This is a genomic window from Klebsiella sp. JB_Kp042 (assembly GCF_040065275.1).
In the GTDB taxonomy this organism is placed as follows: Bacteria; Pseudomonadota; Gammaproteobacteria; order Enterobacterales; family Enterobacteriaceae; genus Klebsiella; species Klebsiella quasipneumoniae.
Genome location: NZ_JBEAJL010000092.1, coordinates 21,119 through 42,694, shown reverse-complemented (window position 1 = coordinate 42,694; position 21,576 = coordinate 21,119). Strand labels below are relative to the sequence as shown.

Below are 21,576 nucleotides of genomic sequence, written 5' to 3'. Positions count from 1 at the left end.
ACAATGACGTACGCGGTCGAGTTTCAGAATGTATCGCGCCTGTATGGCGATGTGCGGGCGGTGGACGGGGTCAGCATTGGCATCCGCGACGGCGAGTTTTTCTCCATGCTGGGACCTTCGGGCTCGGGGAAAACTACCTGCCTGCGGCTGATTGCCGGTTTTGAGCAGCTCTCCGGCGGCACCATCCGGATCTTCGGTCAGCCGGCCAGCGAGCTGCCGCCCTGGCAGCGGGACGTCAATACCGTGTTCCAGGACTATGCGCTGTTTCCCCATATGTCGATCCTCGACAATGTCGCTTACGGCCTGATGGTCAAAGGCGTGGCGAAGAAAGCGCGCCATGCCCGCGCCCAGGAGGCGCTGGAGAAGGTGGCCCTCGGTTTTGCGCACCATCGCAAGCCCTCCCAGCTCTCTGGCGGTCAGCGGCAGCGGGTCGCCATCGCCCGGGCGCTGGTGAACCAGCCGCGGGTGCTGCTGCTCGACGAGCCGCTGGGCGCCCTGGATTTAAAGCTGCGCGAGCAGATGCAGGTGGAGCTGAAAAAGCTGCAGCAGTCGCTGGGGATCACCTTCATCTTCGTCACCCACGACCAGAGCGAAGCGCTGTCGATGTCCGATCGCGTGGCGGTGTTTAACAACGGGCGCATTGAGCAGGTGGATGCCCCGCAGGATCTTTATCTGCATCCGAAGACCGCCTTTGTCGCCGGTTTTGTCGGCACCGCCAACGTCTTTGAGGCCGAGGCGGCCCGGCGGCTATGCGGCCTGGCGGGCTGCTGGTCGCTGCGCCCGGAACATGTTCGCCTGCAGGGCGGCGGCGAAGTGCAGGTGCAGGGTGTGGTGCAGGCGGTACAGTATCAGGGGGCGGCAACGCGGATCGAGCTCCGGCTGGCGGATGGCGACAAGCTGCTGGTCAGCCAGGCCAATATCGACGGCGCGGCGGCGGCGAGCGTTCCGCGAACCGGGCAAACGGTGCAGGCGTCATGGTCGCGTGCGGCGATGACCCCGCTGGAAAGCGGAGGCTGAGATGACCATGGCGATTGTTCCTGCGCAGGCCGGACGCGTATCGGGGATCTTCTGGCGCCGGCCGGCGCTGGGCCTGTTTTTGCTGCTGCTTGGGCCGTTGATGTGGTTTGGCATCGTCTATCTGGGATCGCTGCTGACCCTGCTGTGGCAGAGTATCTATACTTTTGACGACTTCACCATGTCGGTGACCAGCGACTTCACGCTGGCCAATCTGCAGGCGCTGTTCAACCCTGCCAACTACGACATTATCGTTCGCACCCTGGTCATGGCGCTGTGCGTGACGCTGGCCAGTGCCCTGCTGGCGCTGCCGATGGCCTGGTATATGGCGCGCTACACCAGCGGCAAAATGAAGGCCTTCTTTTATATCGCGGTCATGCTGCCGATGTGGGCCAGCTATATCGTCAAAGCCTACGCGTGGGTGCTGCTGTTAGCCAAAGATGGCGTGGCGCAGTGGTTCCTCGGCCATCTCGGGCTGGAAGGGGCGCTGAACGCTCTGCTGACCGTCCCGGCGGTGGGCGGCAACACCTTATCCACCTCCGGACTCGGACGCTTCCTGGTCTTCGTCTACATCTGGCTGCCTTTTATGATCCTGCCGGTGCAGGCGGCGCTGGAGCGTATCCCGGGCTCTTTGCTGCAGGCCTCGGCCGATCTTGGCGCCGCCCCGCGGCAGACCTTCCGCTACGTGGTCCTGCCGCTGGCTATTCCCGGGATTGCCGCCGGGTCTATCTTCACCTTTTCGCTGACGCTGGGCGATTTTATCGTGCCGCAGCTGGTCGGCCCGCCGGGGTACTTTATCGGCAATATGGTTTACTCGCAGCAGGGGGCGATCGGCAATATGCCGATGGCGGCGGCGTTTACCCTCGTGCCGATCGTGCTGATTGCCCTTTATCTGGCGTTCGTGAAACGTCTGGGAGCCTTCGATGCACTCTGAACGCGCACCCTGGTATCTGAAACTGGCGACATGGGGCGGGGTGGTCTTTCTCCACTTTCCGCTGCTGATCATCGCCATCTATGCTTTTAATACGGAAGATGCCGCCTTCAGTTTTCCGCCGCAGGGGCTGACGCTGCGCTGGTTCAGCGAGGCGGCAGGGCGCAGCGATATTCTGGAGGCAGTGACGTTGTCACTTAAAATTGCCGCCCTGTCGACGGCCATCGCCTTAGTGCTTGGCACGCTTGCTGCAGGAGCCCTGTGGCGGAGCACCTTTTTTGGTAAGAACGCGGTGTCGCTACTGCTGCTGCTGCCCATCGCCCTGCCGGGGATTATTACCGGCCTGGCGCTCCTGACCGCCTTTAAAGCGGTCGGCCTTGAGCCTGGGCTGCTGACCATCGTGGTGGGGCACGCGACCTTCTGCGTGGTGGTGGTGTTTAACAACGTCATCGCCCGCTTCCGCCGGACCTCCTGGAGCCTGGTGGAGGCCTCGATGGATTTGGGGGCGACCGGCTGGCAGACCTTTCGCTACGTGGTGCTGCCCAATCTGGGATCGGCGCTGCTGGCGGGCGGGATGCTGGCATTCGCCCTGTCATTTGATGAAATCATCGTCACGACTTTTACCGCAGGGCATGAGCGAACTTTGCCGCTGTGGTTACTGAATCAGCTGGGGCGGCCGCGAGATGTGCCCGTCACCAACGTTGTCGCGCTGTTGGTGATGCTGGTAACAACGATACCAATCTTAGGGGCCTGGTGGCTCACCCGCGACGGCGATAACGTCGCCGGAAACGGGAAATAAAACCATGAAACAGGATAATGCTATGCAACACAACCTCTTGATAAACGGTAAGTTAGTGGCAGGTGAAGGCGAGAAGGTGCCGGTATACAACCCTGCGACCGGCGATGTGATCCTGGAGATTGCCGAAGCGACAGCGGCCCAGGTGGATGCCGCCGTTGAGGCGGCGGATCGGGCGTTCGACGCCTGGAGCCAGACGACGCCGAAAACGCGCGCGGAATGTCTGCTGAAGCTGGCGGATGCCATCGCGGCGCAGGCGGAGACCCTGGCGCAGCTGGAGTCGCTGAACTGCGGCAAGCCGCTGCACTGCGTGCTTAACGATGAGATGCCGGCCATTGCGGACGTTTTCCGCTTCTTCGCCGGCGCCGCCCGCTGCCTGCCGGGAATGGCGGCCGGAGAGTATCTGGAAGGGCATACCTCGATGATCCGTCGCGACCCGGTGGGCGTGGTGGCCTCCATCGCGCCGTGGAACTATCCCCTGATGATGGCGGCCTGGAAGCTGGGCCCGGCGCTGGCGGCAGGCAACTGCGTGGTGCTAAAACCCTCCGAGATCACCCCGCTGACGGCGCTGAAGCTGGCTGAGCTGGCAAAAGATATTTTCCCGGAAGGGGTGGTCAACGTACTGTTCGGCCGCGGCAAAACGGTGGGCGATCCGCTGACCGCCCACGCGAAAGTGCGAATGGTTTCCCTGACCGGGTCGATTGCCACCGGCGCGCATATCATCGGCCATACCGCCTCGTCGATTAAACGTACCCATATGGAGCTGGGCGGTAAGGCGCCGGTCATCGTCTTTGACGACGCGGATATCGATGCGGTGGTGGATGGCGTTCGGACCTTCGGGTTTTACAACGCCGGCCAGGACTGTACGGCCGCCTGCCGGATCTACGCCCAACAGGGTATTTATGAGCAGCTGGTGGAGAAGCTCGGGGCGGCGGTGGCCAGCCTGAAAATGGGAGCGCCGGAGGATGTCGCCACCGAGCTGGGACCGCTGAGCTCGCTGGCCCATCTTGAGCGCGTCAGCGCCGCGGTGGAAGCCGCAAAGGCGCTACCGCATATTAAAGTGGTGACCGGCGGCAATCGGGCGGACGGCGCGGGCTATTATTTCCAGCCGACGCTGCTCGCCGGCGCCCGGCAGGAAGACGCCATCGTGCAGCGCGAAGTGTTTGGCCCGGTGGTCAGCGTGACGCCTTTCAGCGATGAAGCGCAGGCCCTGAGCTGGGCAAATGACTCCCAGTATGGTCTGGCCTCTTCGGTGTGGACGAAAGATGTTGGCCGCGCCCACCGGCTCAGCGCCAGGCTGCAGTATGGCTGCACCTGGGTCAATACCCACTTTATGCTGGTGAGTGAAATGCCGCATGGCGGCCAGAAGCTGTCGGGCTATGGGAAAGACATGTCGATGTACGGCCTTGAGGATTACACCGTGGTCCGCCATGTGATGGTTAAACATGGCTAACGGATTGACCCATAAGCGGCAACGAATGATTACGCAATGGGTGTGTTAGTTCGCTAATAGTCACGATGGCAAAAATGGTTAAAACTCGCGGCGGAGAATGTGAGATTATTCTGATACCCCTTCAAGAGCTAAGCCATCGTGAGTGCCGGAGATAAGCGCCGGATGGGGTTCGCCAGTCACCCTGGGCGCGTCGCGCCCGGCGGGTGAGGCGGCAACGTCGCGGTTTGCGACCCAATACCGGCCCCTGCCTGATGGCAGGGGCTTTTTTTATGTCCGCACTAAGCCAGGAAGAGGAGTATGCCAGCGATGCTGGCGCAGGAAGGAAATCGCGTTAACCGTGTTCAGCGCTTGGTTTTTTTGCTCGGCAAGCTGGCGCTGCGACGGTCCCGTATATAGGAAATAAGATTATACACCGCCGCGACCAGCAGGATCAGCGCGATGACCAGGGTGATGATTCCGGACATATCCACCTCGAAATATAAAAGCGCACAGCGCTAAAAACATTACCAATAGTTATGAATGTAAGTATTCTCTGAAGAGAAGGCAAATGATATTTGTTGTCATTTAGCGCTATCGGGGGCCCTCGCCAGCGAGGCCTGACATGAAAAGGTTAAGTTACAACGGCTTGTAGCCGCCTTTTATCTTATTAAGATCCAGCGCCTGCGCGGTATATCGCATTTTCGGCCAACGCGCGATAATCTTTTGGTTTGCGATTGGCGAAATATTATCTTTATCAGACGAATCAGATTGCGCTGAACAGAAACTATTTCACGACGATAAATAAGTCTTTTATATTTACGGTTAACGGGTAATATTTATTCGCAATATTTAATAACCGGCGCGTCAATCCGCCATACGCGCCAGCGCGTTGGCGCACGCTCCCGGGTTTGACTTTCCGCCGCCGCTCATGCGATCATTTCACGCATATTCGGTTTTAACGTTGATGTCGCTGTGAAAATTTTTGCTTTTATTCTGCTGGCTGTCGGCACCGTGGCGCTGAGCTATGGTAACGCGCCGGCAAAACGTATTCAGGGCTGTGAGAGCGCGGGAGTGGGGCAGGCCGTTTGCGCCGCCGCCGAATGGGATAGTGAGAAAGTGAATGTTTTGCCTCATTATAACCCTGCGCTAAACAAGGTTATTATCGCAGGCCACTCAGCCCGTATTGTTTATGACCCTAATATAGGCGCGAGCCTCCGCACGTAAAAAAGCAGCCCAGAGGGCTGCTTTTTTAGGTTTCGTTGCTGAGTAAAATGATTAAAACCAGCCAAATCTCACCGACAGCAGGCTGATAAGCGCGAACGCGGCGCAGACATTAATCATAACGACGGTCTTGCTGGAGACATCCATAACGCCACCTTAATGAGTAAGTCCCTAAAGGTATAGTACGGCGGGCGCGGTTGCGCTATCGGATTAAGACGAATCGGGCTTTGTTCTGAATATTCAGCCCGATTCTGAATTTGTTATACAGGTATCTCTGAATCACGACGTCATGGCAGATAATTATCCCACCATGGAACGCTCCTCAGGGAAGGAAAACGAAGAATGACGTTATATCAAAAAATGTTGGTGTTTTACGCCATTATGGGCGTGATCTGCGCCGTAATTAGCTGGTTTTTAACCAAAGAGAGCCGGGTGATCCGCCTGCTGGCGGCCCTGTTGATCGGCGCCACCTGGCCGTTCAGCTTCCCGATGGCGCTACTCGTCTCGCTGTTTTAACGCTCCGGCGGCGGACGACAGAAAAGGGTGGCGGCATGGATAAGGTTACTGTATAAAAACACAGTAACCTTATCATGGAGGCAAACAGGTGAACGGTTTCTTTTCGTCCGTCGCAGGCGCCACATTGCGTTGGCTCGATCTTCCGGGAGAGGGGCTTCCGCTGGTGTTTATCCACGGCCTCGGCTGCGCGTCATCTTACGACTACCCCCGCGTCGCCAGCGCCCCCGCGCTCAACGGGCGGCGCAAAATACTTATCGATCTACCGGGCTTCGGCTATAGCGATAAACCGCACGACTTTAGTTACAACATACATAGCCAGGCGCAAGCGGTGGAGCAAGTCCTCGACCACCTGCGCCTGCAGCGCTTCGCGCTGTACGGGCATAGCATGGGGGGAAGCATCGCCATCGAAGCGGCAGGGTTGCTGGCGGGGCGGGTGACCACGCTACTGGTTTCTGAACCCAACCTGGTCGCCGGAGGCGGCGAGTACAGCCGGCGCATAGCGGCGCAGTCAGAGGCGGCCTTTATCGCCGAAGGTTACGCCAGGATGCTGGCGGAAGAGCGCTCGCCCTGGGCCGGCTGTTTGCAAAACAGCGCCCCCTGGGCCGTCTGGCGAGCCGCCAGCAGCCTGATACACGGCAGCGACACCCCCTGGTTTACCCAGCTCTGCCAGCTGCGCTGTCAGAAGATGCTGATCGTCGGCGAGCAGTCGCTCCCTTATGCGGATATCGAACGGGTAGAGGCGCAAGGGATCCCGGTCGGGATTGTGCCCCAAGCGGGGCACTCGATGGCGTGGGAAAACCAGGAAGGGCTGGCGCAGCTTATCGCCAGCCACGGCTAAGGGGGGGGACGGCGTCAGAATGGCAGTTCGCGAGGCTGGGTCTGGAGCGTTATCCAGCGCAGCTCGGTAAATTCCGCAATCCCGGCCCGGCCGCCGAACCGGCCATAGCCGGAGGCTTTGCAGCCGCCAAACGGCATTTGCGCTTCATCATGAACGGTTGGGCCATTGATATGGCAAATGCCGGTTTGCAGACGTTGCGCCAGGTTCCACGCTCTGGCGCTGTCGCGGCTGTAGACCGCAGCGGAAAGGCCATAGTCGCTGTCGTTGGCTACCGCCAGCGCCTCTTCATCGTTATTAACGCGAATAATCGCTTTTACCGGGCCGAAGGACTCTTCGTTCCACAGCCGCATCTCGCGGGTGACGCCGTCCAGCAAGGTAGGCGCCATGTGGGTATCGCTGGCTTTGCCGCCGGTCAGCAGGCGGGCGCCTTTGGCTAAGGCATCGTCGATTAACGCGTTGCAGCGGGTGACGGTGTTCATGTCGACCACCGGGCCGGTCAGGCTGGCAGGGAGAGAAGCGGCGCGCCTGGTCAGCAGAGGGATAAAGCGCTCCGCCACGGCGTTGTCGACAATAATGCGCTCGGTGGACATGCAGATCTGTCCGGCGTTGGCGAAGGCGCCAAAAATGGCGCCCGCCGCCGCCTGCTCAATGTCGGCATCGTCGAGGACCAGCAGCGGCGCTTTGCCACCGAGCTCCAGCACCGCCGGTTTCAGATACTGCCCGCAGGTGCGGGCGATAATCCGCCCCACCGGCGTGGAGCCGGTAAAGTTAACGCGCCGCACCGCCGGATGGGCGATCAGAGACTCCACCAGCGCCGGCGCTTCTTGAGGCGCGCAGGTGAGATAGTTCACCACGCCCGGCGGGAAGCCCGCCGCGTCGAGGGCGTCGATAATCAATCCTTGTGTAGCCGGGGAGAGCTCAGCGCCCTTGAGGATCACCGTGTTGCCGCAGGCCAGCGGCGTCGCCAGTGCCCGGGTGGCAAGGATCAGCGGCGCGTTCCACGGCGCCATGCCCAGCACTACGCCGGCACCCTGGCGGACCCCCATCGCCAGATTGCCCGGCACGTTGGATGGAATGATCTGCCCTTCGATCTGGGTGGTCAGCGCCGCCGCTTCGCGCAGGATATCGGCCGCCAGATGGACATTAAATCCCGCCCAGTGGGCGGTGGCGCCGGTCTCCGCCGCCATGGCGGCGATAAATTTAGCTTCCCGCAGCAGCATATGTTCCGCCGCGTCGAGCAGTAAGCGTCGCCGTTCCGCCGGGGATGTATCGCGCCACTGCGGGAAGGCGCTGGCCGCGGCCTCGACGCAGCGTTTACCGTCGGCGAGGCTGGCGGCAGCGGCAACCGAGGCGATGTCGTCGTGGGCAGGGTGGCGCCGGGTAAAGGTCCGATGGTCTTCGGCATCGTGCCACTGGCCGGCAATGTACAGATTGCAGGTGATTGTCATGGAGGTAACCTCTTATTCTGCGGTTCCTCCAGTGTACCGGTCGCGGCTGGCGGCGAGCGTGAGCGGGGCGGTTATCGCACATTTTTTTGCCGGAATTGTGCGTAGCTCACAACATCCCAACTGTACCTGGCGCAAAAAGCAGCGCGACGCCGTTTAAACCAGCAAATTCAGCGCGATTGGCATAAGGTGATAGCCATTGATTATTTGCCGGGGGCCAGGGGCTGTGCTGTTATTACGGTTCTTATAATCAATAATCAGGACTTATAACCATGTCTACAGGGAAAACCACGCTGGCGCTGCTGCTGAGCGCGCTGCTGCCGGCCAGCGCCGCATGGGCCGCGGGCAATGACACGCTGGTCTATTGCTCAGAGGCCTCCCCGGAGTCCTTCAACCCGCAGATCGCCAGCTCCGGCCCGTCGTTCGTCGCCAGCTCACAGGTGCTGTATAACCGCCTGGTCACCTTTGACCCGGTGAAGAACACGCCGATCCCGTCGCTGGCCACCGAGTGGCACGTCTCTGAAGATGGCAAAACCTGGACCTTCACGCTGCGTCAGGGAGTGAAGTTCAACAGCAATAAATTCTTCAAACCGACCCGCGATTTTAACGCCGACGACGTCCTGTTTTCGGTACTGCGCCAGATGGATCCTCAGCATCCTTATCACAAGGTGTCGCAGGGGAACTATGAGTACTTCCACGACGTGGGCCTCGATAAGCTGATTAAGTCGGTGAAAAAGGTCGATGACTATCACGTCCAGTTTGTGCTCAATCAGCCGAACGCGGCGTTTCTTGCCGACTGGGGAATGGACTTCGCCTCTATTCTGTCGGCGGAATATGGCGAGGCGATGCTGAAGAAAGGAACGCCAGAAAACGTCGATAACTGGCCTGTCGGCACCGGACCCTATGCTCTGCAGCAGTATAAAGTGGATTCGCAAATCCGCTATATCGCCAATCCCCACTACTGGGAAGGCGAGGTGCCGACGAAGCACCTGATCTTCTCCATCACGCCGAACGTCGAGACCCGACTGGCTAAACTGCAGACTAACGAGTGCCAGATTATTCCGGCGCCTTCGCCGGTACAGTTCCCGGTGATCAAGGGCAATAACGATCTGACGCTGCACGCCGTCGAGGCGCTGAACGTCGGCTATCTGGCGTTCAACACCGAGAAAAAACCGTTTGATAATGTGCTGGTGCGCCAGGCGTTAAACTACGCCACCGACAAACAGGCCATCGTTAGGGCGGTGTTCCTCGATTCCGGTACGGTGGCGAAGTCGCCGATCCCATCCACCATGCTCGGGTATAAAAAAGACCTCCCGGACTACGACTACGATCCGCAGAAAGCGAAGGCGCTGCTCAAACAGGCGGGTCTGGAGCAAGGGGCGGAAGTGACCCTGTGGTCGATGCCGGTTCAGCGGCCCTACAACCCGAACTCAAAACGCATTGCTGAAATGATCCAAAACGACTGGGCGAAAGTCGGGGTGAAAGCGAAGATCGTCAGCTATGAGTGGGGCGAATACCTGGCCGGCATGCGTAAAGGCGAACACGACAGCGCCCTGTACGGCTGGATGTCAGACAATGGCGACCCGGACAACTTTGCCGGCACGCTGCTCAGCTGTGATAATATCCAGACCGGCTCTAATGCCGCCCGCTGGTGCGATAAGTCGTATGACGCGCTGGTGAAGAAAGCCCTGCTGGTGAGCGATCCGCAGGCGCGCGCCAAACTCTACGAACAGGCGCAAGAGATCTTTTACCAGCAGGCGCCGTGGATCACCCTGGCGACCGGCAAGACCTTCTATGCCACCCGCAGCAACGTCAGCGGCTACACTGTGAGCATGATGGGGAGCGATTTTTCCAAAGCGAAGCTGAATTAAGTGAAAGGAGAACAGAATGGCACATCTGGATGAGGTCATCGTTAAAGTCGATGACATCCTTGCCGAGGGCGTTATCGCGCATATGAATGAGCTGCTGATCGCCCTGAGCGATGACGCGCAGCTCAGTCGTGAGGAACGCTATACTCAGCAGCAGCGCCTGCGCACCGCCATCGCTCACCATGGGCGACAGCATCAGGAAGAGCAGGACGCGCGCCGCGAGCAGTTGACCAAAGGCGGCGCGATCCTCTGAACAGTCGCTCAGAACTGGCGTCTGGCCACCAGCCAGGCGCCCACCACCAGCATCACCGCGCCGCATAATGGCCCGATCAGCGCCCGCAGCGGTACGCCGTGGGCGCGAATTAAATCCATGATCAACCCGCCGACCAGCTGGCTGGCCACCAGTACCGCGATGGTGGTGGCTGCGCCCACGGTCTGATAGCCGCTGATGCTGGCGAAGACGAAAAAGGATCCCAGCATGCCGGGGATCAGCGTCCACCACTTCACGTTCAGGGCCAGCTCATGAAAGCCGGCGACACCCTGGCGCAGCAGCAACAAGGTCACGAAAATAACGATACCTACCAGCGAATTGAGCAGCATGGCGATGAGGATCGTCGACACCGACTGGGTGATGCGCACCATCAGGGTGTTCTGCACCACCAGGCCTACGCCGGCGGCCACCAGAAAGGCGAGGGTAAGCGACCCATTCATGCCTGGCCGTCCGGGTCCTGGCGCGCATCAAGCTGCAGCTGCATAAAGGTCAGATCCAGCCAGCGACCAAATTTGGTTCCCACCTGCGGCATCTGCCCGGTGGTGATAAAGCCCAGCGTTTCATGCAGGTGCAGCGAGGCGTGGTTCTGCGACTCGATCCCGGCGACCATCACATGTTTATTCAGCCGACGCGCTTCGGCGATCAAGGCGACCAGAAGTTTGCGGCCCAGGCCTTTCCCCTGGTGCTCGGGGTGAACGTACACCGAATGCTCCACGGTGTGGCGAAAGCCGTCAAACGTGCGCCAGTCGCCAAAGGAGGAATAGCCGGTGATGACGCCGTTTTCCTCGCTCACCAGCACCGGAAAGCCTGCCAGCTGGCGGGCTTCAAACCATGCGATGCGGTTGTCGGTATCCACGGTTTTGTCATTCCAGATAGCGGCGGTATGCACGACGGCGTGGTTATAGATCTCGGCGATCGCCGCGCAATCGTCTTTAATGGCAGGGCGGATGGACATAGCAAACCTCAGTTTTCGTACACTATAGTAGTACGATATTATTACAATAATGAACGCCACGCTGTCATCCGTTTTCAGCAAATTTTTTCCTGATGGGCCAGGGGTTATGCGGCCCGACGGGCGGTTGTGTAATGCCTGCGCCCACACTATAGTGTTACGTTATGAATACTATAGAAGACAACCTCAATCAGCGTATCAGCGCGCGCATCCGCATCGAGCGCGAATCCCGTGGCTGGTCGCTGAACGACCTGGCCGAACGGGCGGGCGCCTCGCGGGCGATGATCCATAAAATCGAGCGCGGCGAAAGCAGCCCGACGGCGTCGATGCTGGGCCGCCTTTCCGGCGCCTTCGGCATCAGTATGTCGACCCTGATCGCCAGGGCGGAAATGCAGGAAGGCAAGCTGCTGCGTTTTGCCAGCCAGCCGGTATGGCACGACCCGCAAAGCCACTATCTCCGCCGCCACGTTTCGCCGCGCAGCGATCTGCCCATTGACCTGGTGCAGATCGAGCTGCCGCCCGGCAGCGATGTGCCGATGCCGGCTTCGTCCTATGCGCTGGCCCGCCAGCTGATCTGGCTGCAGCGGGGCGAGCTGGTGTTCCTGGAAGGGAATACCCGCCACGAGATGCAGACCGGGGACTGTCTGGAGCTCGGCCCACCGAACGACTGCCGCTTTATCAATGAATCCGCAGAGACCTGCGTCTATCTGGTGGTGCGCCTTAATCAATCGCCATCCGGCTCTTAATGATAAAGCGCATTGTGCATAAAGCAGCTAGCCTCAGTACTGTCTGCTAACAAGAGGAGTTTGCTATGTCAGAACAACCGCAACGCCATCGCCGCTGGGTACTGGCTTCCCGTCCCCATGGTGAACCGACGGCAGAGCATTTCCGCCTGGAAGAGCGCGAGGTGCCCACCCCGGGGCCGGGTCAGGTTCTGCTGCGTACCGTTTATTTATCGCTGGATCCCTATATGCGCGGGCGGATGAGCGACGCGCCGTCCTATTCACCGCCGGTGGCCATCGGCGCGGTGATGGTGGGCGGGACCGTGAGTCGCGTCGTGACCTCGCAGCATGATGATTTTCAACCCGGCGACTGGGTGCTGGGCTACAGCGGCTGGCAGGATTATGAGCTTTCCGACGGCAGCGGGCTGGTGAAGCTGGGGGACAACCCGCAGCACCCGTCCTGGTCGCTGGGGGTGCTGGGGATGCCGGGCTTCACTGCCTACATGGGATTACTGGACATTGGCCAGCCGAAACCGGGTGACACGCTGGTGGTCGCTGCGGCCACCGGGCCGGTGGGCGCTACGGTCGGACAGATCGGCAAAATTAAGGGCTGCCGTACCGTCGGCGTCGCCGGCGGCGCGGAGAAATGTCGCTATGCGGTTGACACCTTAGGCTTTGATGTCTGCCTTGACCATCGCGCGGCGGACTTTGCCGAACAGCTGGCCCAGGCCTGCCCGCAGGGCATTGACGTCTACTACGAAAACGTCGGCGGCAAGGTTTTTGACGCGGTGCTGCCGCTGCTCAACACCGCGGCGCGGGTTCCGGTCTGCGGACTGGTGAGCGGCTATAACGCCACCGGTCTGCCGGACGGGCCGGACCGTCTGCCGCTGCTGATGGCGACCATCCTCAAGAAACGCATTCGGATGCAGGGCTTTATTATCGGCCAGGATTATGGGCATCGGATCGCGGAATTCCAGCAGCAGATGGGGCGCTGGGTGCAGGAGGTTAAAATTAAATATCGCGAACAGCTGATCGACGGTCTGGAGCAGGCGCCGCAGGCGCTGATCGGCCTGTTGAAAGGTGAAAACTTTGGTAAGGTGGTGATCCGCGTGTCGGCGGATGACTAATACGCCGGGTATAGCCTGAACGCGCCTCTCTCCCGGCCGGGAAGAGAGGCGCTGCATGAATATCAGGCGTAAAAGGCTAACCGCTGGGCGAGCAGTTCGACAAAGGCTTCGCGGTCCACATCCAGCATCAGGGTGGTATTGGGCGGATTGCCGGTCAGATGGTAGTAATCGACCACCGTCATCCCCTGGGTATATTTGCCTTCCGTTTCCACGCCGACCCAGCGCTCGATAGTGGTAAAGAGCTCCGGCTTGAGGAGCCAGGCGATGGTGCAGGGGTCGTGGAGCGGCGCGCCGTCGAAGCCCCACTTTTCGTCCTTGTGGTAGGCCATAAAGAAGTCGAGCAGTTCGGCGACGATGGTCGATACCGGATTGCCAATCTGGCGGAATCGCTCAATATCCGCAGGAAGGATCTGCGCCCGGTGGGTGACATCCAGGCCCGCCATCACCACCGGGATCCCCGAATGAAAGACCATCTCCGCCGCCTGCGGATCGACGTAGATATTAAACTCCGCCGCCGGCTGCCAGTTGCCCAGCCCCATAGCGCCCCCCATGATCACGATGCGGGCGATCTTCGCGTGCAGCTCAGGATGGCTGGCGAGCAGCAACGCCACGTTCGTCTGCGGCCCGGTGGCTACCAGCGTCACCGGCTCCTGACTTTCGCGCAGCACCCTGGCCATCAGCTCGACGGCGGTGCAGTTTTGCGGCGCAAAGGCCGGCTCCGGCAGGTTCGGGCCATCCAGTCCGCTTTCCCCGTGCACGTTATCGGCAATGATCAGATCGCGCATTAACGGCTTCCACGCGCCGCCGGCGACCGGAATATCCGCGCGGTTCAGCAGGGTCAGCATACGCAGCACGTTGCGCAGGGTCTTCTCCGGGGTCTGGTTGCCTGCGGAGGCGGTGACGGCTTTCACCTCCAGCTCCGGCGAGGCGAGGGCGAGGACCAGGGCGATCGCGTCATCATGTCCCGGATCGCAATCAATCATTATCGGCAGTGCCATAGCAGCTCCTTGTTGGCGTTGTTCTGTGACCAGACTAACGCTGCGGCGCGAGGCAGACGAGAAAGTGTGCAGAATAGTGTGATGGCTAGCACGGTTGCAGGGGCAATCGCGCGGTGAGTCGCGGCGGTCCTGCATCATCATGCCTCGCCTTGCGGTGGCGCAAGCTAGCGTCCGGCGCGGCGCGATAGAATAAAAATCGCTAATCCTTACGGATATTAATGGTTTGCTTTTCGGCGAGCGGATTCTTATCCTTAAGAAAACTCAAGAGGTTATGACGATGAAAGATGTAGTAGATAAATGCAGCACCAAAGGCTGCGCCATTGATGTCGGGACAATTATTGATAACGAGGACTGCGTCTACCGGGCTGAGAAGTTATTCCCGAGCCGCGAGGAAGCGGAGTCAACCGTAGCCGCCGTTCGCGAGCGTGCCGCCGCGGCGGCGCCGGCCAGTGAACCACCGCAGGTTGACTACACGCTCGCCGCCGCCGGCGACGAGGTGAAACTCGATCTGTCCATCGCCTTCTCCTGCCAGGCGGAAAAGATCATTTTCGAATTGTCCCTGAGAAACCTGCTGTAATCAGCGCCCCGGGCGCCAGCGCCTGAGGGTAACGCCTTCGCCCGCCGGTCCGCGGGCGAAGCCGGGCGTTACTCGAAGCGCCAGGCGAGGTTCAGCCCGATACCGTAGTTGCGTCCCGGCGCGGGCTCGTAGTAGCGTCCGTTGGACTCGTTAACGATGACGGACCCGACGTATTCGCGGTCGAACAGGTTGTCGACCCGGCCGAACAGATCCATATCCATCCTGCCATAGCTCCACTTATAGCCGGTCGTCAGGCCGACCACCGTCCAGGAAGGGGCTTTGGCGGTGTTTTCGTCATTCGCCATGATGTCGCTCATGTAGCGAATATCGCTCCCGGCGTACCAGCCCTGCTCCGGCTGATAGCCGAAGGAGGCGTAACCCATATTGCGCGCGATCCCCGGAATACGGTTGCCGTTGCAGCTGGCGTCGCCGCAGACGTTGGTGCGATAGGTCGCATCAAGCCATGTCCAGGCCGCCTTCAGGCGCCAGCTCTCGCCAAACTGCTGATCCAGTCCCAGCTCCATCCCCTGACGACGGGTCTTGCCGGCGTTTTTATAGCTGGTGCGCCCGCCGCTGCTGCTGTCGACCACGATCTCATTATCGGTATCGGTCTGGAACAGGGCGGCGGTGAGCAACCCATTGCCAATCCGCGTCTTGCTGCCGATCTCCACCGTGTCGTTGGTGGAGGGCTTCAGGCCGAAGTTGAGACCGCTCTGGTTATCGGCGCGGTATGACAGCTCGTTAATGGTCGGCGTCTCGAAGCCGCGGCCAGCGGAGAGGTAGACGTTCCAGGCGTCGGTCAGGGCATACTTCAGCGAGCCTGCGGGCAGCCATTTGTGATAGCTGGCATCGCCGCTGTCGTCGCCATTGCCTGGGGTGATGTAGTAATCATTCGAGTCGAACCATACCGAGCTGTAGCGCACCCCGGCATCGAGCGAAAGTTTGTCGGTGAGCTGCCACTGGGTTTGCAGGTAAGGGTCGACGTTCCACATCAGGTTACGTTCGTTACGGCGTAGCGCGCCCTATTCGCCATACTGCGGCGCGCCGTTGACCATCACAAAGTTTTCATAGCCCTTGCGGCGCTCGCTCATGTTCTCGTAGTCAAGACCGGCGGTCAGGGTGACCGGCACCAGCAGCTCGCCGCGATGGGTCAGCCGGGTATCGATCCCCTGGTAGTGGCGGGTGAGGTCGATCACCCCGCCGGCATGGCTCGGCTTCAGCTGCGGCGCGCGCGGGATCGACTGGTACTGGGTGGTTTCGCGTTCCCCGGCGTACATCATGACGCTGAGATCGTCCTGGTCGCTCAGCTGACGCTCGTAGCGCAGGCCAGCCTGGGTCTGCCGGGTATCCTTGCGGGTATTATACTGGTCGCCGCGCGGCGACTGGCGCGGGTTATCGCGCCATTCATCGGCGGTTAAGCCGCCGGCGTCATTGGCTTTGATATCAACACTATTCAGCAGCAGCGTCAGCTTACTGACGTCGTTGATGCGCACCCCCAGCCGGGCGTTGGCCAGATTTTTGCGCGCGCCGCTGTGATCGCGATAGCCATGGGTGGTGAAGCGGTTAGTCGACACCGTGTAATCCACATCGCCTGCGTGGCTGCCGTCGCCAACGGCGCCGGTGGCTTTCATCCCATAGTGCCAGGTGCCGAAGCTGCCATAGTAACTGCTGGCTTCCACGGTGGGCGGCTGGGTGCCGGTCTGGCTGGTGACATTGATCACCCCGCCGGACGAGTTACCGTAGAGGGCAGAGAAGGGGCCGCACAGCACCTCGAGGGTGTCGACGCTACCGATATCGATATTGGAGGTCTGCCCCTGGCCGTCGGGCATGGTCGCCGGGATGCCGTCCACATAGATGCGCAGCCCGCGCACGCCGTAGGTAGAGCGGGAGCCAAAGCCGCGAATCGACAACTGCAGATCCTGGGCATAGTTTTGTCGGTTCTGCACCTGCAGGCCCGGCACGGCGCCCAGCGATTCAGAGAGGTTGACGCGCGGCGCGGCCTGGCGCATCTCATCCCCATTGACCACGCTGACGGCGGCGGGGGTATCCAGTTCAGAAACAGTGGTTGGCGCAGCGGTCACCACCATGGTTTGTTCATCGGCGGCCTGGGCGGCGGCGATGAGCGGCAGCAGCAGGGCCGGCAGGGCCGCGTGTCGCACGGATAGGATTTTCATCGATAGTACTCGGGAGACGAACCAAATGGAACATATGTATATATGTTACCCCGTTTGTAAAATATTTAAAAATTATTAACTGCCGTTGGTTAACGGATAGTGCTCCAGGCTGACGAATTTACCGGGCAACAACAATTAGCGCTCCACTTTGAGATAATTAATGATTACTATTCGCATTCAAAATAAGGCAGAGCTATGACTTTGCCGCCGGAAGCGATGTCGGGTCAGCACATACAGGTTTATCAAAGGGAGTCGTCATGTCATTACGTCAGTTTGCCGCGCCGCGTCTGCGCCATTCACTGTTATTCACTTCTCTGCTGCTGGCAGGCAGCTTTAGCGCCCACGCCGCGGAAGAGATGCTGCGCAAGGCCGTCGGGAAAGGGGCCTACGAAATGGCCTACAGCCAGCAGGAGAACGCGCTGTGGGTCGCCACTTCGCAAAGTCGTTCGCTGGACAAAGGGGGGATTGTTTATCGTCTTGACCCCACCACCCTCGACGTGACGCAGATTATTCACAACGATCTGAAGCCGTTTGGCGCCGCTATCAACCATGCCACCGGTACGCTGTGGTTTGGTAATACCGTCGACAGCACCGTCACCGCCATTGACGCCAAAACCGGCGCTGTGAAGGGGCGACTGGTGCTGGACGAGCGTCAGCGCAGTGAAACCGTGCGCCCGCTGCAGCCGCGCGAGCTGGCGGTCAATGAGCAGACCAACACTATCTACATTACCGGTCTGGGCAAAGAGAGCGTGATTTGGGTGGTGGATGGCGCTACCCTGAAGCTGAAAACGACGATTACCGGCACCGGGGCGATGGCCACCGGCCTGGCGATCGATCCGCAGGCGAAACGCCTTTATACCACCAATGCTGACGGCGAACTGCTGACCATCGACAGCGAGAGCAACACCATTGTGTCGCGCAAAAAATTGCTGGATGACGGCAAGGCGCATTTCTACCTTAACCTGAGCCTCGATACCGCCGGTCACCGCGCCTTTATTACCGACAGCAAGCAGCCGGAAGTGCTGGTGGTCGATACCCGCGACGGCAAAGTGCTGGAGAAAATCACCGCGCCGGAATCGCTGGCGGTGCTGTTTAACCCCACCCGCAATGAAGCCTATGTGACGCACCGTAAGGCGGGGGAAGTGAGCGTTATCGACGGCAAGAGCTATAAGGTGGTGAAGACCTTTAAAACGCCGACCCATCCCAACAGCCTGGCGCTCTCTGATGACGGCAAAACGCTGTACGTCAGCGTGAAACAAGCATCCAGCCGTGAGAAAGAGGCCACGGCGCCGGACGACGTGATCCGCATCGCCCTGTAAGGTCCCGGGCGCGACGACCATTGCTACCGGTGGTTGCGCCCGGCATCTCACCCTCTGTTACAAACGCGTATTGGCCTGATAAACCTGAAGGTTATACACTTATCGCTTTCCCGCCTCGCGCGGGCAGTGGTAATCAGTGGAGATAAAATGAAAAAACCATTCATGGTGATTTGCGCCGGCGCGATGCTGGCGCTGCTGGCAGGCTGTTCGTCCAACTACGTTATGACCACCAAAAGCGGTCAGACGATCGTCACCCACGGCAAGCCGCAGCTGGATAAAGAAACGGGGATGACCAGCTATATCGATGAGTCTGGTAATAAGCGGGAAATTAACAGCAGCGACGTGTCGCAGCTGGTTGAGGATAACTAAGTCCTGACCTCCCGGTTTGCCCGCGATGGACAAACCGGGAGTCCTGCCATTTACTGCTTGAGCGTCGGCGCTGTGCTGTGAATCGCATGCACGCGCTTACGCACGCCAAACCAGCCCGCCACCAGCAGCACCGCCAGCAACGGGATGGAGCCAATGGTATAGGTGCCGTTCGGATAATCGAAGGCCATCAGCACCAGTACGCTAAACAGGAACAGCAGCGTCAGCCAGGAGGTGAACGGCGCCCCTGGCATTCTGAAGCTCACCTGAGCCGCTTTTCCTTCCTTAATCGCTTTGCGCAGACGCATCTGACACACCACGATGAAGCCCCAGGATGCAATGATCCCCAGCGAAGCGATGTTGAGGACGATCTCAAACACCTGCGACGGCACCAGATAGTTGAGGAACACCCCGACCACGTACACCGCCAGCGTCGCCAGGATCCCGGCGTAAGGGACGTGGTGACGGCTCATCTTCGACATGAACTTCGGCGCGGAGCCCCCCATCGACATGGAGCGCAGAATACGCCCGGTGCTGTAGAGGCCGGAGTTGAGGCTGGAGAGGGCGGCGGTTAACACCACGATGTTCATCACGCTGCCGATATACGGTACGCCCAGTTTTGAGAAGAAGGTAACGAACGGGCTCTGTCCCGCCTGGTAGGCGTTCCACGGCAGCAGCAGCACCAGCAGCACCACCGACCCGACGTAGAACAGGCCGATACGCCAGATCACGCTGTTGATGGCCTTCGGCACCATCGTCTCCGGATCCTTACACTCACCGGCCGCGGTGCCCACCAGTTCAATGGAGGCGAAGGCGAAGACCACGCCCTGCACCAGCACCAGCGCCGGCAGAAGGCCGTGCGGGAAGAAGCCGCCGTTATCGGTGATCAGGTGGAAGCCGGTGGCATTACCGTCCAGCGGCTTACCGGAGCCGAGGAAAATGGTGCCAACCACGAGAAACGCGACGATCGCCAGCACTTTGACCAGCGCGAACCAGAACTCCATCTCGGCGAACCACTTCACGCCGATCATGTTCATGGTGCCGACGATGGCCAGCGCGCCGAGGGCGAAGACCCACTGCGGCACATCGCCAAACGCGCCCCAGTAGTGCATATACAGCGCCACGGCGGTGATATCGACGATCCCGGTCATTGCCCAGTTAACGAAGTACATCCAGCCGGCCACGTAGGCGGCCTTTTCGCCGAGGAATTCCCTGGCATAGGAGACGAAGCTGCCGCTCGAGGGGCGGTGGAGAACCAGTTCGCCGAGGGCGCGAAGAATAAAGAAAGAGAAGATGCCGCAGACCAGATAGACCAGTGCGAGCGCTGGCCCTGCCATTTGTAAACGTGCCCCGGCGCCGAGGAACAAACCGGTACCGATGGCGCCGCCGATGGCGATCATCTGTACCTGACGGTTGCCCATCGCTTTGTGATAACCCGCTTCATGTGAGTTGAGCCAGTGGCGTTTTGCAGCATGGTGCTCCGCTGCAGTGTCGTGTTTCGTATTCATTGATGTATCAGTTTCCTGTCAATGCCCATGTTTGCAGCCGGCGTGGAGGACGGCTGGCACATTATGCTGGCTTTCTCATCATTCTGACGTAGGAGATAAGCTCAGACATGGCGCTGAATCCTACACGTAACCTAATAGTTACGCACCTAAAACATTTACCGATAGCATTTGACAGATTTATCAATGAGATCAGCGTCGCAGAGTTTCCCGCAACAGAATGAAAGCGCTGGTATGCTGGCGTCGACTGGGGTAAGCGCGAGGTTGTCAGGGGACGGCGGAGGCGCAGTTCGCTGCTTCTGCATCCGTTAGCCACGGGCGATGGCCACCTGCTCGCCGGGTCGCAGCCGGGCGTTTAACCGGTCATCCACGACCATTTTTTAGCCATTATCATCAGTGATTTTGATGTTAATATCCGGTTATTCCAGCATAAATGGCTTCCGCGTCGGTCACGGCGCCGCGCAGGCGGAGGAAGCGTGATGCCTGCAGGGGAGCAGAATGAACAGAGCGGTTAACCCTTATTGTTTAATTCATTCTGCCGGGGCAGGTATTGTAAGATGGAAAAACATACCCGTAGCGCCAGGCGACCTACACAATGCCCCCCTTGCACTTTCATAAATATCACGGACTGGGTAATGATTACCTGGTATGCCATCGCGCCGTTGCCGACCAGCTGAGCAACGAGCATATTCGAATTCTGTGCCATCGCCACTATGGCGTCGGGTCTGATGGTCTCCTGATCGACAGCGGCGATCGAACCCACCCCACGCTGCGTATTATCAATCCGGACGGCTCCGAGGCGGAGAAAAGCGGGAATGGGCTACGGATCTATGCGCGCTATCTGTTTGATATCGGTCGTGTCGGGCATGAGCCCTTTTTAGTGCACACGGCGGGCGGAGACGTCTATTGCACCGTGGAGAGCGATTTTCATCAGATTAGCGTCGACATGGGGCGGGCGAATTTCAATCCGGCGGCGTTACCCGCCCTGGTGAATTTGCCCGAGGCGGTGAATTATCCCTTGCCGCTGGCGGATGAAACACTGTCCGTCGTGCTGGTCTCTATGGGCAATCCCCACTGCGTTGTCCTCGTGGATAAGCTCGACCTGGAACAGGTTCATCGCTTAGGGCCGCAAATTGAACATCATCCTTTGTTCCCCAAACGCTGCAATGTGCAGTTCGTGGAGGTTGTCGATCGCCATACGCTGAAGATTGGTATCTGGGAGCGGGGCGCCGGGTTTACGATGGCCTCCGGGAGCAGCAGCTGCGCGGCGGCCAGCGCCATGCGCCGGTTAGGGAAGGTGGACGATCGGGTGGAGGTCAACATGCCAGGCGGCCAGCTGCGCATCACCTTCGGCGCGGATTTTCAGGTCTGTATGCGAGGCCCGGTGCATAAGATCGCCAGCCTGACGCTGGATAAAGACTGCTTTGTCGGCGGCGGCGCTATCTCCACTGGCGCGGGATGACAGGTGGGGCGATCAGCCGGAAATTTTTTGCCTTTCGCTTGC

At 59.7% G+C, this 21,576-nt stretch carries 22 protein-coding genes and 2 pseudogenes; 15 read left to right on the top strand and 9 right to left on the bottom strand.

Going from position 1 to position 21,576, the window contains the following annotated elements; translation table 11 throughout:
• Nucleotides 1–3: 3 nt before the first annotated feature.
• Genes ABLV54_RS17365 through patD form a run of 4 tightly spaced genes read left to right on the top strand, consistent with a single transcriptional unit; the run spans nucleotide 4 to nucleotide 4,194 of the window.
• On the top strand, nucleotides 4–1,017 hold the full coding sequence (locus ABLV54_RS17365) for an ABC transporter ATP-binding protein (RefSeq protein WP_004202778.1): 1,014 nt from the start codon (nucleotides 4–6) through the stop codon (nucleotides 1,015–1,017).
• Between the two features lies 1 nt (nucleotide 1,018).
• Entirely contained in the window at nucleotides 1,019–1,948 is a 930-nt protein-coding gene (locus ABLV54_RS17360) for an ABC transporter permease (RefSeq protein WP_004202776.1), read from the top strand.
• Nucleotides 1,938–2,744 carry an ABC transporter permease gene (locus tag ABLV54_RS17355; protein WP_017900483.1) on the top strand — a complete coding sequence of 269 codons (807 nt, stop codon included), beginning with the start codon at nucleotides 1,938–1,940 and terminating at the stop codon, nucleotides 2,742–2,744. The genes ABLV54_RS17360 and ABLV54_RS17355 overlap by 11 nt, the downstream gene beginning before the upstream one ends.
• Before the next feature lie 22 nt (nucleotides 2,745–2,766).
• Complete coding sequence (patD, locus tag ABLV54_RS17350) at nucleotides 2,767–4,194, top strand: aminobutyraldehyde dehydrogenase (RefSeq protein WP_226564110.1); 1,428 nt, start codon at nucleotides 2,767–2,769, stop codon at nucleotides 4,192–4,194.
• A 341-nt stretch (nucleotides 4,195–4,535) separates the two neighbouring features.
• Here the strand turns inward: patD and ABLV54_RS17345 are convergent, their stop codons facing one another.
• Complete coding sequence (locus tag ABLV54_RS17345) at nucleotides 4,536–4,658, bottom strand: small membrane protein (protein ID WP_004175940.1); 123 nt, start codon at nucleotides 4,656–4,658, stop codon at nucleotides 4,536–4,538.
• A 487-nt stretch (nucleotides 4,659–5,145) separates the two neighbouring features.
• Between ABLV54_RS17345 and ABLV54_RS17340 the strand changes: the two genes are divergently transcribed.
• On the top strand, nucleotides 5,146–5,397 hold the full coding sequence (locus ABLV54_RS17340; protein ID WP_032428864.1) for a hypothetical protein: 252 nt from the start codon (nucleotides 5,146–5,148) through the stop codon (nucleotides 5,395–5,397).
• A gap of 51 nt (nucleotides 5,398–5,448) precedes the next feature.
• Here the strand turns inward: ABLV54_RS17340 and yncL are convergent, their stop codons facing one another.
• Nucleotides 5,449–5,541 carry a stress response membrane protein YncL gene (gene yncL / locus ABLV54_RS17335; RefSeq protein WP_002906891.1) on the bottom strand — a complete coding sequence of 31 codons (93 nt, stop codon included), beginning with the start codon at nucleotides 5,539–5,541 and terminating at the stop codon, nucleotides 5,449–5,451.
• A 195-nt stretch (nucleotides 5,542–5,736) separates the two neighbouring features.
• On the opposite strand from yncL, the gene ABLV54_RS17330 reads away from it, so the two are divergent.
• The gene (locus ABLV54_RS17330) at nucleotides 5,737–5,910 is read left to right on the top strand and encodes a GhoT/OrtT family toxin (protein ID WP_008804686.1); all 174 of its coding nucleotides are present in this window, start codon (nucleotides 5,737–5,739) and stop codon (nucleotides 5,908–5,910) included.
• Nucleotides 5,911–5,998: 88 nt separating this feature from the next.
• On the top strand, nucleotides 5,999–6,748 hold the full coding sequence (locus tag ABLV54_RS17325) for an alpha/beta hydrolase (protein WP_348814201.1): 750 nt from the start codon (nucleotides 5,999–6,001) through the stop codon (nucleotides 6,746–6,748).
• A 14-nt stretch (nucleotides 6,749–6,762) separates the two neighbouring features.
• On the opposite strand, the gene ABLV54_RS17320 is transcribed toward ABLV54_RS17325, so the two are convergent.
• The gene (locus ABLV54_RS17320) at nucleotides 6,763–8,196 is read right to left on the bottom strand and encodes an aldehyde dehydrogenase (RefSeq protein ID WP_226564108.1); all 1,434 of its coding nucleotides are present in this window, start codon (nucleotides 8,194–8,196) and stop codon (nucleotides 6,763–6,765) included.
• 269 nt (nucleotides 8,197–8,465) lie between these two features.
• On the opposite strand from ABLV54_RS17320, the gene ABLV54_RS17315 reads away from it, so the two are divergent.
• Both ABLV54_RS17315 and ABLV54_RS17310 read left to right on the top strand, forming a co-directional pair.
• A complete protein-coding gene (locus ABLV54_RS17315) occupies nucleotides 8,466–10,064 on the top strand; it encodes an ABC transporter substrate-binding protein (protein WP_023289890.1) in 1,599 nt (532 codons plus the stop codon).
• A gap of 16 nt (nucleotides 10,065–10,080) precedes the next feature.
• Nucleotides 10,081–10,314 carry a YdcY family protein gene (locus ABLV54_RS17310; RefSeq protein ID WP_023289889.1) on the top strand — a complete coding sequence of 78 codons (234 nt, stop codon included), beginning with the start codon at nucleotides 10,081–10,083 and terminating at the stop codon, nucleotides 10,312–10,314.
• Between the two features lie 8 nt (nucleotides 10,315–10,322).
• Here ABLV54_RS17310 and ABLV54_RS17305 read toward each other — a convergent pair whose 3' ends face one another.
• Complete coding sequence (locus ABLV54_RS17305) at nucleotides 10,323–10,772, bottom strand: DMT family transporter (protein ID WP_023289888.1); 450 nt, start codon at nucleotides 10,770–10,772, stop codon at nucleotides 10,323–10,325.
• Nucleotides 10,769–11,287 carry a GNAT family N-acetyltransferase gene (locus ABLV54_RS17300; protein WP_226564106.1) on the bottom strand — a complete coding sequence of 173 codons (519 nt, stop codon included), beginning with the start codon at nucleotides 11,285–11,287 and terminating at the stop codon, nucleotides 10,769–10,771. Before ABLV54_RS17300 ends, ABLV54_RS17305 begins: the two co-directional genes overlap by 4 nt.
• 161 nt (nucleotides 11,288–11,448) lie before the next feature.
• Here ABLV54_RS17300 and ABLV54_RS17295 point away from each other — a divergent pair, with 161 nt between their 5' ends.
• Nucleotides 11,449–12,030 (top strand): XRE family transcriptional regulator, encoded by a 582-nt coding sequence (locus ABLV54_RS17295; RefSeq protein ID WP_023289886.1) that lies wholly within the window; start codon nucleotides 11,449–11,451, stop codon nucleotides 12,028–12,030.
• Between the two features lie 65 nt (nucleotides 12,031–12,095).
• Complete coding sequence (locus tag ABLV54_RS17290; RefSeq protein WP_226564104.1) at nucleotides 12,096–13,133, top strand: NADP-dependent oxidoreductase; 1,038 nt, start codon at nucleotides 12,096–12,098, stop codon at nucleotides 13,131–13,133.
• A gap of 62 nt (nucleotides 13,134–13,195) precedes the next feature.
• Here ABLV54_RS17290 and rihA read toward each other — a convergent pair whose 3' ends face one another.
• Nucleotides 13,196–14,131: a pyrimidine-specific ribonucleoside hydrolase RihA gene (gene rihA, locus ABLV54_RS17285; protein ID WP_226564102.1), complete on the bottom strand. Its 936-nt coding sequence runs from the start codon at nucleotides 14,129–14,131 to the stop codon at nucleotides 13,196–13,198.
• 277 nt (nucleotides 14,132–14,408) lie between these two features.
• Here rihA and ABLV54_RS17280 point away from each other — a divergent pair, with 277 nt between their 5' ends.
• Complete coding sequence (locus tag ABLV54_RS17280) at nucleotides 14,409–14,708, top strand: DUF406 domain-containing protein (protein ID WP_020481014.1); 300 nt, start codon at nucleotides 14,409–14,411, stop codon at nucleotides 14,706–14,708.
• 68 nt (nucleotides 14,709–14,776) lie between these two features.
• Here ABLV54_RS17280 and pqqU read toward each other — a convergent pair.
• Nucleotides 14,777–16,882: pseudogene (gene pqqU, locus ABLV54_RS17275) on the bottom strand (TonB-dependent receptor PqqU).
• Between the two features lie 257 nt (nucleotides 16,883–17,139).
• Between pqqU and ABLV54_RS17270 the strand changes: the two are divergent.
• On the top strand, nucleotides 17,140–18,201 hold the full coding sequence (locus ABLV54_RS17270; RefSeq protein WP_032453078.1) for a YncE family protein: 1,062 nt from the start codon (nucleotides 17,140–17,142) through the stop codon (nucleotides 18,199–18,201).
• Nucleotides 18,202–18,348: 147 nt separating this feature from the next.
• Nucleotides 18,349–18,570, top strand: coding sequence for a YgdI/YgdR family lipoprotein (locus ABLV54_RS17265; protein ID WP_002906779.1), 222 nt, complete (start codon nucleotides 18,349–18,351; stop codon nucleotides 18,568–18,570).
• 50 nt (nucleotides 18,571–18,620) lie between these two features.
• Here the strand turns inward: ABLV54_RS17265 and ansP are convergent, their stop codons facing one another.
• Both ansP and ABLV54_RS17255 read right to left on the bottom strand, forming a co-directional pair.
• Complete coding sequence (gene ansP, locus ABLV54_RS17260) at nucleotides 18,621–20,075, bottom strand: L-asparagine permease (protein WP_023289881.1); 1,455 nt, start codon at nucleotides 20,073–20,075, stop codon at nucleotides 18,621–18,623.
• Nucleotides 20,076–20,395: 320 nt separating this feature from the next.
• Nucleotides 20,396–20,512 (bottom strand): annotated as a pseudogene (locus tag ABLV54_RS17255) (LysR family transcriptional regulator); the annotation flags it as partial.
• A 155-nt stretch (nucleotides 20,513–20,667) separates the two neighbouring features.
• Between ABLV54_RS17255 and dapF the strand changes: the two are divergent.
• Nucleotides 20,668–21,534 (top strand): diaminopimelate epimerase, encoded by an 867-nt coding sequence (gene dapF, locus ABLV54_RS17250; RefSeq protein ID WP_226563971.1) that lies wholly within the window; start codon nucleotides 20,668–20,670, stop codon nucleotides 21,532–21,534.
• The last annotated feature ends 42 nt before the right edge of the window (nucleotides 21,535–21,576 follow it).

Coding starts and splice junctions, on each gene's coding strand:
- ABLV54_RS17270 (WP_032453078.1), top strand. CDS start 17,140: ATGTCATTACGTCAGTTTGCCGCGCCGCGTCTGCGCCATTCACTGTTA.
- ABLV54_RS17365 (WP_004202778.1), top strand. CDS start 4: ATGACGTACGCGGTCGAGTTTCAGAATGTATCGCGCCTGTATGGCGAT.
- dapF (WP_226563971.1), top strand. CDS start 20,668: ATGCCCCCCTTGCACTTTCATAAATATCACGGACTGGGTAATGATTAC.
- ABLV54_RS17355 (WP_017900483.1), top strand. CDS start 1,938: ATGCACTCTGAACGCGCACCCTGGTATCTGAAACTGGCGACATGGGGC.
- ABLV54_RS17360 (WP_004202776.1), top strand. CDS start 1,019: ATGACCATGGCGATTGTTCCTGCGCAGGCCGGACGCGTATCGGGGATC.
- ABLV54_RS17265 (WP_002906779.1), top strand. CDS start 18,349: ATGAAAAAACCATTCATGGTGATTTGCGCCGGCGCGATGCTGGCGCTG.
- ABLV54_RS17315 (WP_023289890.1), top strand. CDS start 8,466: ATGTCTACAGGGAAAACCACGCTGGCGCTGCTGCTGAGCGCGCTGCTG.
- ABLV54_RS17280 (WP_020481014.1), top strand. CDS start 14,409: ATGAAAGATGTAGTAGATAAATGCAGCACCAAAGGCTGCGCCATTGAT.
- ABLV54_RS17295 (WP_023289886.1), top strand. CDS start 11,449: ATGAATACTATAGAAGACAACCTCAATCAGCGTATCAGCGCGCGCATC.
- rihA (WP_226564102.1), bottom strand. CDS start 14,131: ATGGCACTGCCGATAATGATTGATTGCGATCCGGGACATGATGACGCG.
- ABLV54_RS17345 (WP_004175940.1), bottom strand. CDS start 4,658: ATGTCCGGAATCATCACCCTGGTCATCGCGCTGATCCTGCTGGTCGCG.
- ABLV54_RS17300 (WP_226564106.1), bottom strand. CDS start 11,287: ATGTCCATCCGCCCTGCCATTAAAGACGATTGCGCGGCGATCGCCGAG.
- yncL (WP_002906891.1), bottom strand. CDS start 5,541: ATGGATGTCTCCAGCAAGACCGTCGTTATGATTAATGTCTGCGCCGCG.
- ABLV54_RS17305 (WP_023289888.1), bottom strand. CDS start 10,772: ATGAATGGGTCGCTTACCCTCGCCTTTCTGGTGGCCGCCGGCGTAGGC.
- ABLV54_RS17330 (WP_008804686.1), top strand. CDS start 5,737: ATGACGTTATATCAAAAAATGTTGGTGTTTTACGCCATTATGGGCGTG.
- patD (WP_226564110.1), top strand. CDS start 2,767: ATGCAACACAACCTCTTGATAAACGGTAAGTTAGTGGCAGGTGAAGGC.
- ansP (WP_023289881.1), bottom strand. CDS start 20,075: ATGAATACGAAACACGACACTGCAGCGGAGCACCATGCTGCAAAACGC.
- ABLV54_RS17290 (WP_226564104.1), top strand. CDS start 12,096: ATGTCAGAACAACCGCAACGCCATCGCCGCTGGGTACTGGCTTCCCGT.
- ABLV54_RS17320 (WP_226564108.1), bottom strand. CDS start 8,196: ATGACAATCACCTGCAATCTGTACATTGCCGGCCAGTGGCACGATGCC.
- ABLV54_RS17310 (WP_023289889.1), top strand. CDS start 10,081: ATGGCACATCTGGATGAGGTCATCGTTAAAGTCGATGACATCCTTGCC.